This window comes from Pseudomonas frederiksbergensis, assembly GCF_001952935.1.
GTDB lineage: Bacteria > Pseudomonadota > Gammaproteobacteria > Pseudomonadales > Pseudomonadaceae > Aquipseudomonas > Aquipseudomonas frederiksbergensis.
Map to the genome: position 1 here is coordinate 474945 of NZ_CP018319.1, position 14063 is coordinate 489007.

General features: G+C 61.4%; 12 protein-coding genes and 2 pseudogenes. 7 read left to right on the forward strand and 7 right to left on the reverse strand.

Going from position 1 to position 14063, the window contains the following annotated elements:
• The first annotated feature begins 108 nt into the window (after nucleotides 1-108).
• Nucleotides 109-1044 (forward strand): LysR family transcriptional regulator, encoded by a 936-nt coding sequence (locus PFAS1_RS02425; RefSeq protein ID WP_076028065.1) that lies wholly within the window; start codon nucleotides 109-111, stop codon nucleotides 1042-1044.
• A 160-nt stretch (nucleotides 1045-1204) separates the two neighbouring features.
• On the opposite strand, the gene PFAS1_RS30275 is transcribed toward PFAS1_RS02425, so the two are convergent.
• The 3 genes and pseudogenes from PFAS1_RS30275 to PFAS1_RS02435 all read right to left on the reverse strand — a co-directional run bounded on the left by PFAS1_RS30275 (nucleotide 1205) and on the right by PFAS1_RS02435 (nucleotide 4411).
• Nucleotides 1205-2026: a methyl-accepting chemotaxis protein gene (locus PFAS1_RS30275; protein WP_371922184.1), complete on the reverse strand. Its 822-nt coding sequence runs from the start codon at nucleotides 2024-2026 to the stop codon at nucleotides 1205-1207.
• A gap of 84 nt (nucleotides 2027-2110) precedes the next feature.
• Nucleotides 2111-2887 (reverse strand): annotated as a pseudogene (locus PFAS1_RS30280) (cache domain-containing protein); the annotation flags it as partial.
• A 207-nt stretch (nucleotides 2888-3094) separates the two neighbouring features.
• Complete coding sequence (locus tag PFAS1_RS02435) at nucleotides 3095-4411, reverse strand: Na+/H+ antiporter family protein (RefSeq protein WP_198044965.1); 1317 nt, start codon at nucleotides 4409-4411, stop codon at nucleotides 3095-3097.
• A 1589-nt stretch (nucleotides 4412-6000) separates the two neighbouring features.
• On the opposite strand from PFAS1_RS02435, the pseudogene PFAS1_RS30285 reads away from it, so the two are divergent.
• A pseudogene (locus tag PFAS1_RS30285) lies at nucleotides 6001-6057 on the forward strand (hypothetical protein); the annotation flags it as partial.
• 201 nt (nucleotides 6058-6258) lie between these two features.
• On the forward strand, nucleotides 6259-6963 hold the full coding sequence (locus PFAS1_RS30290; RefSeq protein WP_418329265.1) for a methyl-accepting chemotaxis protein: 705 nt from the start codon (nucleotides 6259-6261) through the stop codon (nucleotides 6961-6963).
• Nucleotides 6964-7082: 119 nt separating this feature from the next.
• Here PFAS1_RS30290 and PFAS1_RS02445 read toward each other — a convergent pair whose 3' ends face one another.
• The 4 genes from PFAS1_RS02445 to PFAS1_RS02460 are packed head-to-tail and all read right to left on the reverse strand — an operon-like array spanning nucleotide 7083 to nucleotide 9684.
• The gene (locus tag PFAS1_RS02445) at nucleotides 7083-8396 is read right to left on the reverse strand and encodes a sensor histidine kinase (protein ID WP_076028069.1); all 1314 of its coding nucleotides are present in this window, start codon (nucleotides 8394-8396) and stop codon (nucleotides 7083-7085) included.
• The gene (locus PFAS1_RS02450) at nucleotides 8393-9061 is read right to left on the reverse strand and encodes a response regulator transcription factor (protein ID WP_008152159.1); all 669 of its coding nucleotides are present in this window, start codon (nucleotides 9059-9061) and stop codon (nucleotides 8393-8395) included. Before PFAS1_RS02450 ends, PFAS1_RS02445 begins: the two co-directional genes overlap by 4 nt.
• A 3-nt stretch (nucleotides 9062-9064) precedes the next feature.
• Nucleotides 9065-9376 carry a PepSY domain-containing protein gene (locus tag PFAS1_RS02455; RefSeq protein WP_074878568.1) on the reverse strand — a complete coding sequence of 104 codons (312 nt, stop codon included), beginning with the start codon at nucleotides 9374-9376 and terminating at the stop codon, nucleotides 9065-9067.
• Entirely contained in the window at nucleotides 9376-9684 is a 309-nt protein-coding gene (locus tag PFAS1_RS02460) for a PepSY domain-containing protein (protein WP_074878570.1), read from the reverse strand. Before PFAS1_RS02460 ends, PFAS1_RS02455 begins: the two co-directional genes overlap by 1 nt.
• Nucleotides 9685-9928: 244 nt before the next feature.
• On the opposite strand from PFAS1_RS02460, the gene PFAS1_RS02465 reads away from it, so the two are divergent.
• The 4 genes from PFAS1_RS02465 (at nucleotide 9929) to codB (ending at nucleotide 14063) form a co-directional block, all read left to right on the forward strand.
• Nucleotides 9929-11008 carry a hypothetical protein gene (locus tag PFAS1_RS02465; protein WP_076028070.1) on the forward strand — a complete coding sequence of 360 codons (1080 nt, stop codon included), beginning with the start codon at nucleotides 9929-9931 and terminating at the stop codon, nucleotides 11006-11008.
• 94 nt (nucleotides 11009-11102) lie between these two features.
• Complete coding sequence (queD, locus tag PFAS1_RS02470) at nucleotides 11103-11459, forward strand: 6-carboxytetrahydropterin synthase QueD (RefSeq protein WP_008152165.1); 357 nt, start codon at nucleotides 11103-11105, stop codon at nucleotides 11457-11459.
• Between the two features lie 162 nt (nucleotides 11460-11621).
• Nucleotides 11622-12446: an alpha/beta fold hydrolase gene (locus PFAS1_RS02475; protein ID WP_076028071.1), complete on the forward strand. Its 825-nt coding sequence runs from the start codon at nucleotides 11622-11624 to the stop codon at nucleotides 12444-12446.
• Nucleotides 12447-12791: 345 nt separating this feature from the next.
• On the forward strand, nucleotides 12792-14063 hold the full coding sequence (gene codB, locus PFAS1_RS02485; RefSeq protein WP_076028073.1) for a cytosine permease: 1272 nt from the start codon (nucleotides 12792-12794) through the stop codon (nucleotides 14061-14063).

A 14063-nucleotide genomic window follows, 5' to 3' on the forward strand; every position in this document is an offset into this window, starting at 1 on the left:
CCGCTTTCGCGAGCAAGCCCGCTCCCACAATTATCGGCTGGCGATCCTTTGCGATAAATGGGAGCATCCCGACAACACTTTTGCGCAACTCGCACAGCAGGATTCCTCATGCATGGCCTCAACGAACTGGGATTCAAGGCACTTCGGCTGTTTGTAGCGGTGCTGGACCACGGCAGTTTTTCCGAAGTCGCCCGTCGCGAAGGCCTGGCCCCTTCTTCGATTTCCCGGCAGATCCAATTGATGGAGCAAGCCCTGAGCCAGCAATTGCTCTACCGCCACACCCGCGCCGTCTCACCTACCGAAGCCGGGCGCATGCTGGGTCATCACGCGCGGCTGGTGCTGGTGCAACTCGAAGAGGCCGAGCAGGCCCTGCAGGAACAGCAAAGTGAACCGAGCGGACTGGTGCGGATCAACGCGCCAGTGGTGTTCGGTCACCGGCACCTGACGCCGTGGCTGGGGCGGCTCTGCGAGCGCTACCCGAAACTGCAACTGGATATCCAGCAGACCGACAGCTACGTCGATCCCTTGCAGGAAGGCGCCGACCTGCTGTTTCGCATCGGCGCGCTGCACGATTCGAGCATGCAGGCGCGGATTCTGGCGCCCCATCGTTTTCAAGTCGCCGCGAGCCCGGCCTATCTGGAACGTCACGGCACACCGCAACATCCCGAAGAACTGGCCGCGCATCAGTGCCTGGCCTACAAGGGCGTGACCGGCCAGCAACGCTGGTTTTTCCGCAAGGATCAGCAGGACTGGACGCCCTGCTCGGTGAAGGGTCCGATCACCGGCAACCACGCCGACACCCTGACGCAAGCCGCCGAACAAGGCTTGGGGCTGGTGATGTTTCCGTCGTGGCTGATCGGTGAGGCGGTGCGCAAGGGCACGCTGGTGCCGGTGCTGGGGGCGTATCAGGTGTCCAACAGTCCGGAACCGCAGCAGATTGCGGTTCTCTGGCCTGGCAGCCGACGGTTGTCGGTGAAGGTCAGGACGGTGATTGATTTCTTTGTCGAATGCTTCGGCACGGTGCCCTACTGGGACAGACCGTAGCGACCAAGTCGAACACGGCACTGTGGCGAGGGGGCTTGTCGGAACGCCGCATCGCCCCGTTCGAGTGCGCAGCGCTCGCAAGATTTTGGGGCCGCTGCGCAGCCCAACGGGGGCAAGCCCCCTCGCCACACAAGCCCACTCGCCACAAAGGCATCGTCCGTCAGATACGGAACTGGCCCACCAGTTTGCCCAGCCGCTGACCGAGGTCGGCCAGGCTGCGGGACGTCTGGGCGCCGAGTTGGGTTTCGTCGGCGACACTGTCTACGGCCACAGCGATCTGATGCACGCTGCGGTTGATCTCTTCGGCCACGGCGGTCTGCTCTTCGGCGGCGCTGGCGATCTGCGCGTTCATCGAGTTGATGGTGCCGATCAGCTGGGCCATGGTGTCCAGCGAGGCACCCGCTTCGTTGGCCTGGGCCGAAGTGCCGTCCCCGGCTTCGCTGGAACGGCGCATCGCTTCCACCGCCGACTGAGTGCCGGCCTGCAAGCGATCGATCATGCCCTGGATTTCCTGGGTGCTGATTTGCGTGCGACTGGCCAGCGCCCGAACCTCGTCGGCCACCACCGCAAAACCACGCCCGGCCTCACCGGCACGGGCGGCTTCGATGGCGGCGTTGAGCGCCAGCAGGTTGGTCTGCTCGGCAATCGAACGGATCACGCCGAGTACACTGACAATCGACGACACGTCTTTTTGCAAGCTGTCCAGCGACACGCCACTGCTGCGAATATCGTCCACCAACGCATGAATCTTCACGATGCTGCCGGCCACCACACGCTTGGCAGCCTGGCCTTCTTCGTCGGTCTGCTGGGCAGCCACAGCGGCGTTTTGCGCACTTTTCGCCACTTCCTGAGCCGCGGCGGACATTTGGTTGATCGCCGTGGCGACCTGATCGGTCTCGTGACGCTGACGCTCCATGGCCTGATCCGAGCGCTGCGCCTGGTCGGAGACCTGATTCACCAGCCCGGTCAGTTGCGAAGTCATTTCGGTGATCTGCCGTACCAGGCCATGGATCTTGTCGACGAAGCGGTTGAACGAGCCGGCCAGTTCGCCGAGTTCGTCCTGGCTGGTGATGGTCAGGCGACGCGTCAGGTCGCCCTCGCCCGCCGCGATGTCATCGAGGTTGGCTTTCATCAGGTTCAGCGGACGCAAGATGGTGTTGGCCAGCAGCATCCCGGCAGCGGCAATCACCAACAGCACCACCACGGCAATCCCGACGATGCTCAGCACCACGCCTTGCATGCGCTCCTGGACCTTGATTTCGACCAGCGCCACTTGCGCTTCGATGCCGTCGAGGTTGACCGAAGTACCGACCGCCATGTCCCACTTCGACAGGTATTCGGTGTAGCCGAGTTTCGGCACCAGCACTTGGGTGTTGCCGGGCAGCGTCGAGCTGTATTGCAGGTAGTGGGTGCCGTCCTTGGCAACTTTCACCAGGTCGCGGTTGACGTAGACGCCGTTCGGATCGCGGTTGTCCTTGAAGCTCTGGCCCACGCCTTCCGGGCTGTTGGCCTTGAACAGGCGCACGGTGTTGGAGTCGTAGCCGAAGAAGTAGCCGTCCTTGCCATAGGTGATGCTCGACAGCAACTTGACCACCTGGGCCCGCGCCGCGTCATCACCGGGGGCGGCCGCGTCGTAGAGCGGTTTGATCGTGGTCATGGCCACGGCGACGTAACTTTGCAGGGTTGCCTTGGCATCGCTGAGCAGGCGCTGACGGGTTTCCTCGACTTCCTTGCGGGCCTGCTCCTGCAGAATGAACAACGTGGTCAGGCTGATGACCAGCGCAAAGAGCAACACCGGGAGGACGGCAAGGGACAGGACTTTAGCCTTCAGGCTCATGCGCATGACGGTTCACTCTTTTGATTTTATTGGCGTGGTTAGAGGCTTTAACGGCACGCAGCATCAAAAGTTGAATGCGGCTCTTGTTGATCGTTCCCACGCTCTGCGTGGGAATGCAGCCCGGGACGCTCCGCGTCCCATCAAGAGCCGAACGCGGAGCGTCCGTTGAGGCATTCCCACGCAGAGCGTGGGAACGATCGGTGGTGGGCCGGCTTAGAGGACCATCGCCGCTACCCAGCCGAACGCCAGCAACGGCAGGTTGTAGTGCAGGAAGGTCGGGACCACGGTGTCCCAGATGTGGTGATGCTGGCCGTCGATGTTCAAGCCCGAGGTCGGGCCGAGGGTCGAGTCCGACGCGGGCGAACCGGCGTCGCCCAGCGCGCCGGCAGTGCCGACGATGCACACGATCGCGATCGGGCTGAAGCCCAGTTGCACGCACAACGGCACAAAAATCGCGGCCAGGATCGGCACGGTGGAGAACGACGAACCGATGCCCATGGTCACCAACAGTCCGACCAACAACATCAGCAACGCGCCAATGCCTTTGCTGTGGCCGATCCACGAAGCCGATGTTTCGACCAGTGTCTGCACTTCACCCGTGGCTTTCATCACCTCGGCAAAACCGGAGGCGGCGATCATGATGAAACCGATCATCGCCATCATTTTCATGCCTTCGGTGAACAGGTCGTCGGTTTCACGCCACTTCACGATGCCTGACACCGAAAAAATCAGAAAGCCCGCCAGCGCACCGATGATCATCGAGTCCAGCAACAGCTGAATGATGAACGCCACCGCGATGGCCAGACCGGCGATCATCAGGCTCAGCGGGTTGTACTGCACCGCGACCTGTTCGACTTGCTCGATCTTTTCCAGATCGTAGACGCGCTTCTTGCGGTAGCTGACAAACGCTGCCGCGAGCCCGACGACCATGCCCAAGGCCGGAATCCCCATGGCATGGGTAACGTTGATGCCGCTGATGTCCACCCCGCTACGGGCGACGTTGGCCAGCAGGATTTCATTCAGGAAAATGTTGCCGAAGCCCACGGGCAGGAACATGTACGGCGTGATCAGACCGAAGGTCATGACGCAGGCAATCAACCGGCGGTCCAGCTGCAGCTTGGTCAACACATATAAAAGCGGCGGCACCAGCAGCGGAATAAAGGCGATATGTATCGGCAGGATGTTCTGCGAAGCGATGGCCACCACCCACAGCAAACCGATCAACAGCCATTTGACCTGACGGCCACCGCTGGCGTGCTGACGATCGACCATCAGCAAGGCTTTGTCTGCCAGCGCGTGCGCCAGCCCGGACTTGGCAATGGCCACTGCGAAAGCGCCAAGCAATGCGTAGGACAACGCGACTGTCGCACCGCCACCGAGGCCGCTATTGAAGGCTTTGAGTGTGGCGTCGACGCCCAGGCCACCGGTCAAACCACCCACCAGGGCACCTACGATCAGCGCGATTACGACGTGCACGCGGGACAGACTGAGGATCAGCATGACGCCGACCGCAGCAATTACAGCATTAATCATCGTTACCTCAAGGCAAACGGAAGAGCCCGGCCGGCAGTCTGCAAAGAGCCGCCAGCGGATGGAATGTGGGGGTTTTATTAGAGGGCGCGCACTTTGCCGCAGAGTCGGCCCGGTGTCAAAGCGTGTGGCCGGTGATGATGTGTCACTCCTTATGATGACCTGTGGCGAGGGAGCTTGCTCCCGTTGGGTTGCGAAGCGACCCCCTGCATTCCGTCAGCCACAACGCATCGGCAGGTTTTGCGACTGCTTCGCAGCCGAGCGGGAGCAAGCTCCCTCGCCACAGGTAAGCACTCTCGCCACAAAATCAGCGGCGAGCCTTATTCGGATTGCGGCATAAAGAAAGCCGAATTGCGGCCGTTACAGTGCAAAGTCTCAGATAAATATCGAATAAGGACGTCTCCATGTCGCTCAGACAACTTTCCATTCAATGGAAAATCACCCTGCTGGCCGGGCTGTGCCTGGCCGGCATCGTGACCCTGCTGGTGGGTCTTTCGCTGTATCGCATGGAGCACAGCTCCGAGATGGTGAAAGCCTCCAGCATGGAGATGCTCACCGAGGCAGCCCAGGCCCGGATCGAATCCCAGGGTGAAAACCAGGCGTTGGGGATTCGCCAGCAGTTCATGGACGCCTATCAATACGGCCACGGTTTTTCGCGTCAGGTGCTGTTCCTGCGCGACCAGGCCGAGAAGCGTTTCCTCGATGCCTTTGACCTGCGTGAGGACCTGACGCGTCAGGTCAAGTCGGCCCTGCAAGCCAACCCCGACCTGCTCGGCCTCTCGCTGGTGTTCGAAGCCAACGCGCTGGACGGCAAGGACGATCTGTTCGCCGGCCAGGCCGAGCTGGGCAGCAACGACAAGGGCCGTTTCGCGCTCTATTGGTCGCAACCTGTGCCTGGCAAGGTGACGTCGATGGCGCTTCCTGAAAGCGACATGGCCGACACCACCACCGGCCCGAGCGGGGAACCGGCCAACGCCTGGTTCACCTGCCCGCGCACGACCCTCAAGCCCTGCGTGATCGAACCTTACTTCTACGTGATCGACGGCCACAACGTGCTGATGACCAGCATCGTTTTCCCGCTGATGGTCAACGGCAAGGTCATCGCGTCGCTGTCGGTGGACATCAACCTCAACAGCCTGCAAGCCATCAGCCAGGGCGCGAGCAAAAAGCTCTATGACGGCCAGACCAACGTCAGCATCATCAGCTCGGTCGGGTTGCTGGCCGGTTACAGCCCGGACGCCAGCAAACTCAGCCAGCGCCTGGACGCCGTGGACAAAACCAACGGTGCCGAGCTGATCCGCATGCTCGCCGCCAGCAGCAAGACCGAAAGCCTGCACGGCAATCAACAGCTCAAAGTGCTGTCGCCGTTCCAGCCGATTCCCGGTGGCAAGTCCTGGGGCGTGTTGCTCGAGGTGCCGGAGAAAGTTTTGGTCGGCCCCGCCGAAGCGTTGAAAAAGCAACTCGATGAAAGCAACACCGCCGGCACCCTGATCGAACTCGGCCTGGGTGTACTGGCCGCATTGATTGGCCTGTTGCTGGTGTGGCTGATGGCCCGCAGCGTGACCAAACCGATTTTGGGTGTGGCGCAGATGCTCGAAGACATTGCCAGCGGCGAAGGCGACCTGACCCGCCGCCTGGCCTACGACAAAAAGGACGAACTCGGCCAATTGGCCGGCTGGTTCAACCGCTTCCTCGACAAGCTGCAACCGATCATTGCCGAGGTCAAACGCTCGGTGCAGGACGCGCGCAACACGGCGGATCAGTCGTCCGCCATCGCCACCCAGACCAGCGCCGGCATGGAGCAGCAATACCGTCAGGTGGATCAGGTCGCGACCGCTTCCCACGAAATGAGCGCCACCGCTCAAGACGTCGCGCGCAGCGCAGCGCAAGCGGCACAGGCAGCGCGGGACGCGGATCAGGCCACCCGTCGCGGTCTGACCGTGATCGACCGCACCACCACCAGCATCGACAACCTCGCCGCCGACATGAGCGCGGCGATGGTGCAAGTCGAAGGCCTGGCCGCCAACAGCGAGAAGATCGGTTCGGTGCTGGAAGTGATTCGCGCCATCGCCGAGCAGACCAACCTGCTGGCGCTGAACGCCGCCATCGAGGCCGCTCGTGCCGGTGAAGCCGGACGCGGTTTTGCCGTCGTGGCCGATGAGGTGCGCAACCTGGCACGCCGGACCCAGGAGTCCGTCGAAGAAACCCGCCTGGTGATCGAGCAGTTGCAGAGTGGCACTCAGGACGTGGTCGGCTCGATGAACAACAGCCATCGTCAGGCTCAGGGCAGTGTCGAACAGGTCGGTCAGGCGGTGACGGCGCTACGCCAGATTGGTGAGGCGGTGACGGTGATCAGCGACATGAACTTGCAGATCGCCAGCGCCGCGGAAGAGCAAAGCGCGGTGGCCGAGGAGATCAACAACAACGTGGCGACGATTCGGGATGTGACAGAGTCGCTGTCGGGACAGGCCAATGAATCGGCGCGGGTGAGTCAGTCACTCAATAGCCTGGCGAATCAGCAGCAGAGCTTGATGGATCAGTTCAGGGTTTGACCTGACGCCGATCGTTCCCACGCTCCGCGTGGGAATGCCGCCAGGGACGCTCCGCGTTCCGCTTTGGGATGTGACGCAGAGCGTCACGGGATGCATTCCCACGCGGAGCGTGGGAACGATCATCGACGAGGTAATTCGATTACAACCTTCAACCCGCCCCACTCACTCTCCTCCAGCCGCAACACCCCGCCCCACGTATCGACGATGTCCCGCACAATCCCCAATCCCAACCCATGCCCATCCGTTTGTTCATCAAGCCGAGTACCCCGGCCGAACACCTGATCGCGCTGGTTTTCGGGAATCCCCGGCCCATCGTCTTCCACGCTTAACTCAAACCCTTCGGCCGTCTCGACCACGCTCAACCGAACTTCGGCATCCGCCCACTTGCAGGCGTTGTCCAGCAGGTTACCGAGCAGTTCGAGCAAATCTTCGCGATCCCAAGGCAGTTGCAACCCCTTCGGCGCCCTATAGCTGAGGTCCAGATGCTCGCCATGAATCATGTTCAAGGTCGCCAGTAACCCAGGCAATTCGGCATCGCAATCAAACAGCGCCCCCGGCAACGCATCGCCGGATAACCGTGCACGATTGAGCTCGCGATTGAGTCGCTGCTGGACTTGTTCCAGCTGCGCCTTAATGACCTTGCGCAGTTCTGGCTGCGCATCGAGCTTCTCGCTTGAGGCCAGGCTCAACAACACCGCCAGCGGGGTTTTCAAGGCGTGACCGAGGTTGCCCAGCGCATTGCGCGAACGCTTGAGACTGTCTTCGGTGTGCGCCAGCAAATGGTTGATCTGCGCCACCAGCGGCTCAAGCTCTACCGGCACCTGATCATCAAGTTGCGAGCGCTGGCCCTGCTGCAACTGGGCGATCTGCTCACGGGCCTTTTCCAGCGGGCGCAAGGCGCGGCGCACGGTGATGCGTTGCAGCAGCAGAATCAGCAGCAGCCCCGCCAAACCAAGCCCCAGACCGACTTGCTGCATGCGCCGGAAACTCTCGCGCACTGGCGTGTAATCCTGGGCCACGCTGATCGAAATCGATTGGCCGAGCCGTCGATAGTCTGAACGCAGCACCAGCAATTGCTGGCCTTCCGGCCCCAATTGCAGGTTGCTGTGCAGGCCGGCATGGTCGAGGCGCGGCAGTTCCTGATCCCACAGCGAACGGGAACGCCAATGCTTGTCGGCAAAATCGATGCGGAAATAATGCCCGGAAAACGGTCGCTGATAGGCCGGCGACAGGTGTCGCTCGTCCAGCTGTAAACCCTGCGGCCCACGCACCAGCGCCACCAACAGGTTTTCGCTGTCGTTGCGCAGCCCGGCTTCGAGGTAGCGATGCAAACCCATTTCGAACAGCCACAGGCTGGTCTGCGCCAGCACCAGGCCGACGATCACCATCACGCTGATCAAACCCAGGCTCAAGCGGCGCTGGATCGACCTCACTGGGCTTGCCCGCCGAACAGGTAACCCTGGCCGCGACGGGTTTCGATGACGCTGCGCCCGAGTTTGCGCCGCAGGTGGTTGACGTGGACTTCGAGCACGTTGGAGTCGCGCTCGGTTTCACCGTCGTAAAGGTGTTCGGCGAGGTGGCTTTTGGAAAGAATCTGCTCGGGGTGCAGCATGAAATAACGCAGCAGGCGAAATTCAGCGGCGGTCAGCTGGATGTCGGCGCCGTCGCGGGTCACGCATTGGCGGCCTTCGTCCAGGTGCAGCCCGGCGGCTTTGAGCGTCGGCTGGTTGGCATGGCCATGGGAACGGCGCAACAGCGCCTGGACGCGCAAGTGCAGTTCTTCGGGGTGGAAGGGTTTGGTCAGGTAATCGTCGGCGCCGGCCTTGAGGCCTTCGATCCGTTCGGCCCAGGAATCACGGGCGGTGAGGATCAGCACGGGCGTCGACAGGCCAGCGGCCCGCCATTGCGTCAGCACGTCGAGCCCTGGCAAACCCGGCAGGCCGAGGTCGAGGATGATCAGGTCATAGGGCTCGCTGCTGCCCTGATACACCGCGTCGCGACCGTCGGCCAGCCAGTCCACGGCGTAACCCTGCCGGTTGAGGCCGGCCATCAGTTCGTCGGCCAGCGGCACATGGTCTTCCACCAGGAGCAAACGCATCGATCAATCTTCCTTGTCTTTCAGTAACTGGCCGGTAATGGCGTCGAGGTCCAGTTCGCGGACCACACCTTCGCTGGTCAGCAATTCGACTTCATAAATGTAGACGTCGTGTTTCTCTTCAAGCTCGGCTTCCAGCAATTTGGCCCCGGGATAGCGGTCCAGCGCTTGCTGCAACAGCTGCTCCAGCGGCAGGATCACGCCCTGTTGGCGCAGGCGCAGGGCCTCGTCCTGATCCAGGTCGCGAGCCATGACCACCGAGCAAAAAGCCAGAAGCACCAGGGCCATTCGACCTCTGGCGCATAGATTTACGTTCATTACGTATCCTGATGATCCTTGAGAACCTGCCCGCTGACGGCGTCCAATTCCAGATCCCACTCGATACCCTGAGGGTCACGCATTTCGACCTGATAGATGTACTTGCCGTACTCTTCTTCCAGCTCGGTTTCGGTGATGGTGGCACCCGGGTGTTTGGTCAGGGCGGTAGCGTTGAGCTTCTCGAAAGACACAATGGTACCAGCGTCGCGCAGTCTCAGGGCTTCGTCGGGACCGAGGTCGCGAGCGTGGGCGATGCTGGCGGTCATACCGATGATGGACGCGGTGAACAGGGCAGTCAGGGTTTTCATGGGGTGTCTCCGAGTTTTTTTATGTGTTGCCTACGGAGTGCACCTTAACGGGGCGAACTTAATTGAAACTGAATTGCCATCATTGGTGATGACAACGCGACATCACCGGCATACACAAAACCCTGTGGGAGCGGGCTCGCGAAAGCGGTGTGTCATTCAACATTAAATATCGACTGATACACCGCTTTCGCGAGCAAGCCCGCTCCCACATAATCCGCACCGCTTGCCTGCATTCGAGACCGGTATGACCGCCATCCACATCAAGTTCCCTTCCCTGACCCTCAAGGCCGGTCCTCGCGCCTTGGCGCGCATTCGTGAAAGCGGTCTGAGCGCCGCCGATGTCGGCACACTGCCGGGTGCCGCCGGTGGTCCCAAGGCGTTGGGGATTCAAGGCCTGGACCTGGCGTTGTTCGGCGAATGGCTGCCGGCGGCACCGCGGGAGCGCTCGTTGATCGGTGCGTCGGTGGGTTCCTGGCGCTTCGCCAGCGCGTGTCTGCCGGATGCCGCCGAAGGTATCCGCCGCCTCGGTCACCTCTACACCGAGCAGAACTTCGCCAAGGGCGTGACCATGGCGCAGATCAGCCAGAGCTCCCGGCGCATGCTCGATGAGCTGCTCGACGGCCGCGATGCGTCGATTCTGGACAACGCCCATTACCGCCTGAACATCATGGTGGTCAAAAGCCACGGCCTGCTGGCCGACGATCATCGCGGCCGACTGGGGTTGGGCCTGTCATCGGTGATCGCCGACAACCTGCGCGGCCGGGCGCGCCTGTCGCGGCATTTTGAGCGGTTGATCATTCACGATCCGCGCCTGGCACCGCCGGTCAATGCGCTCAACGACTTCCCCTCGCGCTTCGTTGCGCTGGAGGCCGGCAACCTGCGCCAGGCCTTGCTCGCGTCGGGCTCGATCCCGATGGTAATGGAAGGCGTACGTGATTTACCGGGTGCCGGTGCCGGGACGTTTCGCGATGGCGGTCTGCTGGACTATCACCTCGACCTGCCCTACAGCGGCAACGACATCGTGCTCTATCCGCATTTCACCGACCGGGTGATTCCCGGCTGGTTCGACAAGACCCTGCCGTGGCGCCGCGCGTGTCCTGCGCGCTTGCAGGATGTCTTGTTGCTGGCGCCGTCGAAGGATTACCTGGCGCGCCTGCCCTACGGCAAACTCCCGGACCGCAACGACTTCAAACGCTTCATGGGCGATGCCCCGAGCCGGCAGAAATACTGGCGCACGACGATGGATGAAAGCCGTCGCATGGGCGATGAGTTCCTCGAACTGGCTGCCAGCGGTCGTCTTGGGGAACGCTTGCTGACCCTTTAGTCAGTGTTTTCCCGCAACGCCAAACGCAAACTGTTAAACTCGCCGCCTGCCCACATCGCCACGGCGATCGCCACCTGACAGAGCTGAAATCACTTTGGAAATCTTCAAGGAATTTACCTTCGAATCCGCCCACCGCCTGCCCCACGTGCCGGAAGGCCACAAGTGCGGCCGCCTGCACGGTCACTCGTTCAAAGTGGCGATCCACCTGAGCGGCGACCTCGATCCGCACACGGGCTGGATCCGTGATTTCTCGGAAATCAAGGCAATCTTCAAGCCGCTCTATGAGCGCCTGGACCACAACTACCTGAATGACATTCCTGGCCTGGAAAACCCGACCAGTGAAGTGCTGGCCAAGTTCATCTGGAAGGAATTGAAGCCACTGCTGCCGGAACTCAGCGCGATCCGTATCCACGAGACGTGCACCAGCGGCTGCATCTATCACGGCGAGTAAGCTGATTTAAAAGACAACAAAATCCCTGTGGGAGCGAACCGGCTCCGGGCGGCTCACTCCCACAGTGAACTGCGTTTCGTCAGTGAATATAAAAACAGCCTTCATCGGCTGTTTTTTTATGCCTATGCTTTTTGGCTTCCCCACGCCAAGAGGACACCCCCAATGACTGACTGGCCGCTGCCTCAGACCTATCGCTTCAATGGGCGCTCCGTTCGTTACGCCGTAAGGGGCGACGGTCCTCCGTTGGTGTTCGTGCATGGCACGCCTTTTTCTTCTTACGTGTGGCACCGGATTGCGCCGCACTTCATCACCACCCATCGGGTGCATTACTTTGACCTGCTGGGTTATGGGCTATCGGAGAAAATCGAGGGCGATGTGTCGCTGGGCGTGCAGAACGACCTGCTGGCTCATTTGCTCGATCACTGGGGCCTGGAACGGCCAGACGTGGTCGCTCACGACTTCGGCGGCGCCACCGCTCTGCGTGCTCACCTGCTGAACGGCAAGGATTACCGCAGCCTGACGCTGATTGATCCCGTGGCGCTGACGCCCTGGGGTTCGCCGTTTGTGCAGCATGTGCGCCAGCATGAGGCGGCGTTCAGTGGCCTGCCCGATTACATTCAGCGGGTGATCGTGCCGGCCTATATACGCGGGGCGATCAAGCGCGAGATTCCTGATCATGAACTCGCGCCTTACGTGCAGCCGTGGCTCGGCGATCCGGGACAAGCGGCGTTCTATCGGCAGATCGCGCAGATGGACGAGCGCTATACCCGTGAGGCCGAAGGGCTGTACCCGACGATTCGTTGTCCGGTACAGATTCTGTGGGGGGAAGACGATCAGTGGATTCCCATCGAGCGTGGGCAGGCGTTGCATCAGATGATCCCCGGGTCGCGGTTTCAGGCGATTGCGAATGCCGGGCATCTGGTTCAGGAAGATGCGCCGGAAGCGATCGTCGCAGCGCTCCTTCGGTTCCTCCCTTCGGCTGATTGATGATGATCGTTCCCACGCTCTGCGTGGGAATGCAGCCCGGGACGCTCCGCGTCCCTGCCGAAGCGGACGCGGAGCGTCCATTGAGGCATTCCCACGCAGAGCGTGGGAACGATCAAAGCGGGCTTGCTCGCGAAGGCGGAGTGTCAGTCAATACAAGTGTCTACTGACACTCCGCCTTCGCGAGCGAGCCCGCTCCCACATGGGTTCTTTGTTCCTTCAGGTGCACCGCTTTTGTGCCTCCCCGCGCCAAATCCCCCCGCTCGGCTATAAATAACTGCACCACCCCACGCTTGGCACGACCACTGCAACACACCCCCGCGTCACTCATTCAGCAAGGAACGCCCCATGACGCAGAACGATCCCGGCAACGACTACCCCCTCAGCGAAGTCCCGATGCATGCCCGCAAAGGCCTGGCATCAACGGCCATGGTCCTGCTGGGTTTCACCTTTTTTACCGCGACCATGTTTGCCGGCGGCAAGCTGGGTGTGGCGTTCAGCTTCGGCGAGATGATGGCGGTGATCGTCGTCGGCAACCTGCTGCTGGGGATTTACGCCGCCAGCCTGGGTTACATCGCCTTCAAGAGCGGTCTGAATTCGGTGCTGATGGGACGTTTTTGCTTCGGTGAAGTGGGCAGCAAGCTCAGCGATCTGATCCTCGGCTTTACCCAGATCGGCTGGTACGCCTGGGGCACCGCCACTGCCGCCGTGGTGCTGGGCAAGTATTTCGAATTGAGCGAGGGCACCGTTCTGGGGCTGATGGTGCTGTTCGGCCTGCTGTTTTGCGCGACCGCGTATGTCGGTTATCGCGGGCTGGAGATTCTGTCGTACATCGCCGTACCGGCAATGATGTTGCTGCTGATGCTGTCGATGTGGGTGGCCACGGTGAAGGTCGGCGGGCTCGACGGTTTGCTCGCAGTAGTCCCGACGGGAACACTGGATTGGTCGACCGCGATTACCCTGGTGTTCGGCACCTTCGTCAGCGGTGCAACCCAGGCGACTAACTGGACGCGCTTCTCCCGTTCGGCACGCGTCGCGGTGCTGGCGAGCCTGATCGGCTTTTTCATCGGCAACGGCCTGATGGTATTGATCGGTGCTTATGGCGCCATCGTCTACCAGCAACCGGACGTGGTCGAAGTGTTGCTGTTGCAAGGCTTCGCCATGGCAGCGATGGCGATGTTGCTGCTCAATATCTGGAGCACCCAGGACAACACCATCTACAACTTCGCCGTCGCCGGTTGCAACCTGCTGCGCACCGGCCGTCGCAAAACCGTGACCCTGGCGGGCGCGGTGATCGGCACATTGCTGGCATTGCTGGGCATGTACGACCTGCTGGTGCCCTACCTGATTTTGCTGGGTACCGTGATTCCGCCGATTGGCGGCGTGATCATGGCGGACTTCTTCTACCGCTATCGTGGTCACTATCCACGTCTGGCCGACGCCCGGTTGCCGGCGTTCAACTGGTCTGGCTTGGCCGCTTACGCAGTCGGCACCGTGGCTGCGTTCAGTTCACCGTGGGTCGCGCCGCTGGTAGGGATTGCCGCTGCCGCGTTAACGTATGTAGTACTGACCGGCGTGCTGGGTGCCCGTACTGCCGACGCACCATTACAAGATCTATAA

What these genes read in the sequence shown, in the direction of transcription:
- PFAS1_RS02450 (WP_008152159.1), bottom strand. Translation starts at nt 9,061, where the DNA reads ATGCGTTTGCTCCTGGTGGAAGACCATGTGCCGCTGGCCGACGAACTG.
- PFAS1_RS30275 (WP_371922184.1), bottom strand. Translation starts at nt 2,026, where the DNA reads ATGACTTCGCAACTGACCGGGCTGGTGAATCAGGTCTCCGACCAGGCG.
- PFAS1_RS02475 (WP_076028071.1), top strand. Translation starts at nt 11,622, where the DNA reads ATGACTGACTGGCCGCTGCCTCAGACCTATCGCTTCAATGGGCGCTCC.
- PFAS1_RS02425 (WP_076028065.1), top strand. Translation starts at nt 109, where the DNA reads ATGCATGGCCTCAACGAACTGGGATTCAAGGCACTTCGGCTGTTTGTA.
- PFAS1_RS02465 (WP_076028070.1), top strand. Translation starts at nt 9,929, where the DNA reads ATGACCGCCATCCACATCAAGTTCCCTTCCCTGACCCTCAAGGCCGGT.
- PFAS1_RS30290 (WP_418329265.1), top strand. Translation starts at nt 6,259, where the DNA reads ATGAGCGCCACCGCTCAAGACGTCGCGCGCAGCGCAGCGCAAGCGGCA.
- PFAS1_RS02460 (WP_074878570.1), bottom strand. Translation starts at nt 9,684, where the DNA reads ATGAAAACCCTGACTGCCCTGTTCACCGCGTCCATCATCGGTATGACC.
- codB (WP_076028073.1), top strand. Translation starts at nt 12,792, where the DNA reads ATGACGCAGAACGATCCCGGCAACGACTACCCCCTCAGCGAAGTCCCG.
- PFAS1_RS02455 (WP_074878568.1), bottom strand. Translation starts at nt 9,376, where the DNA reads ATGAACGTAAATCTATGCGCCAGAGGTCGAATGGCCCTGGTGCTTCTG.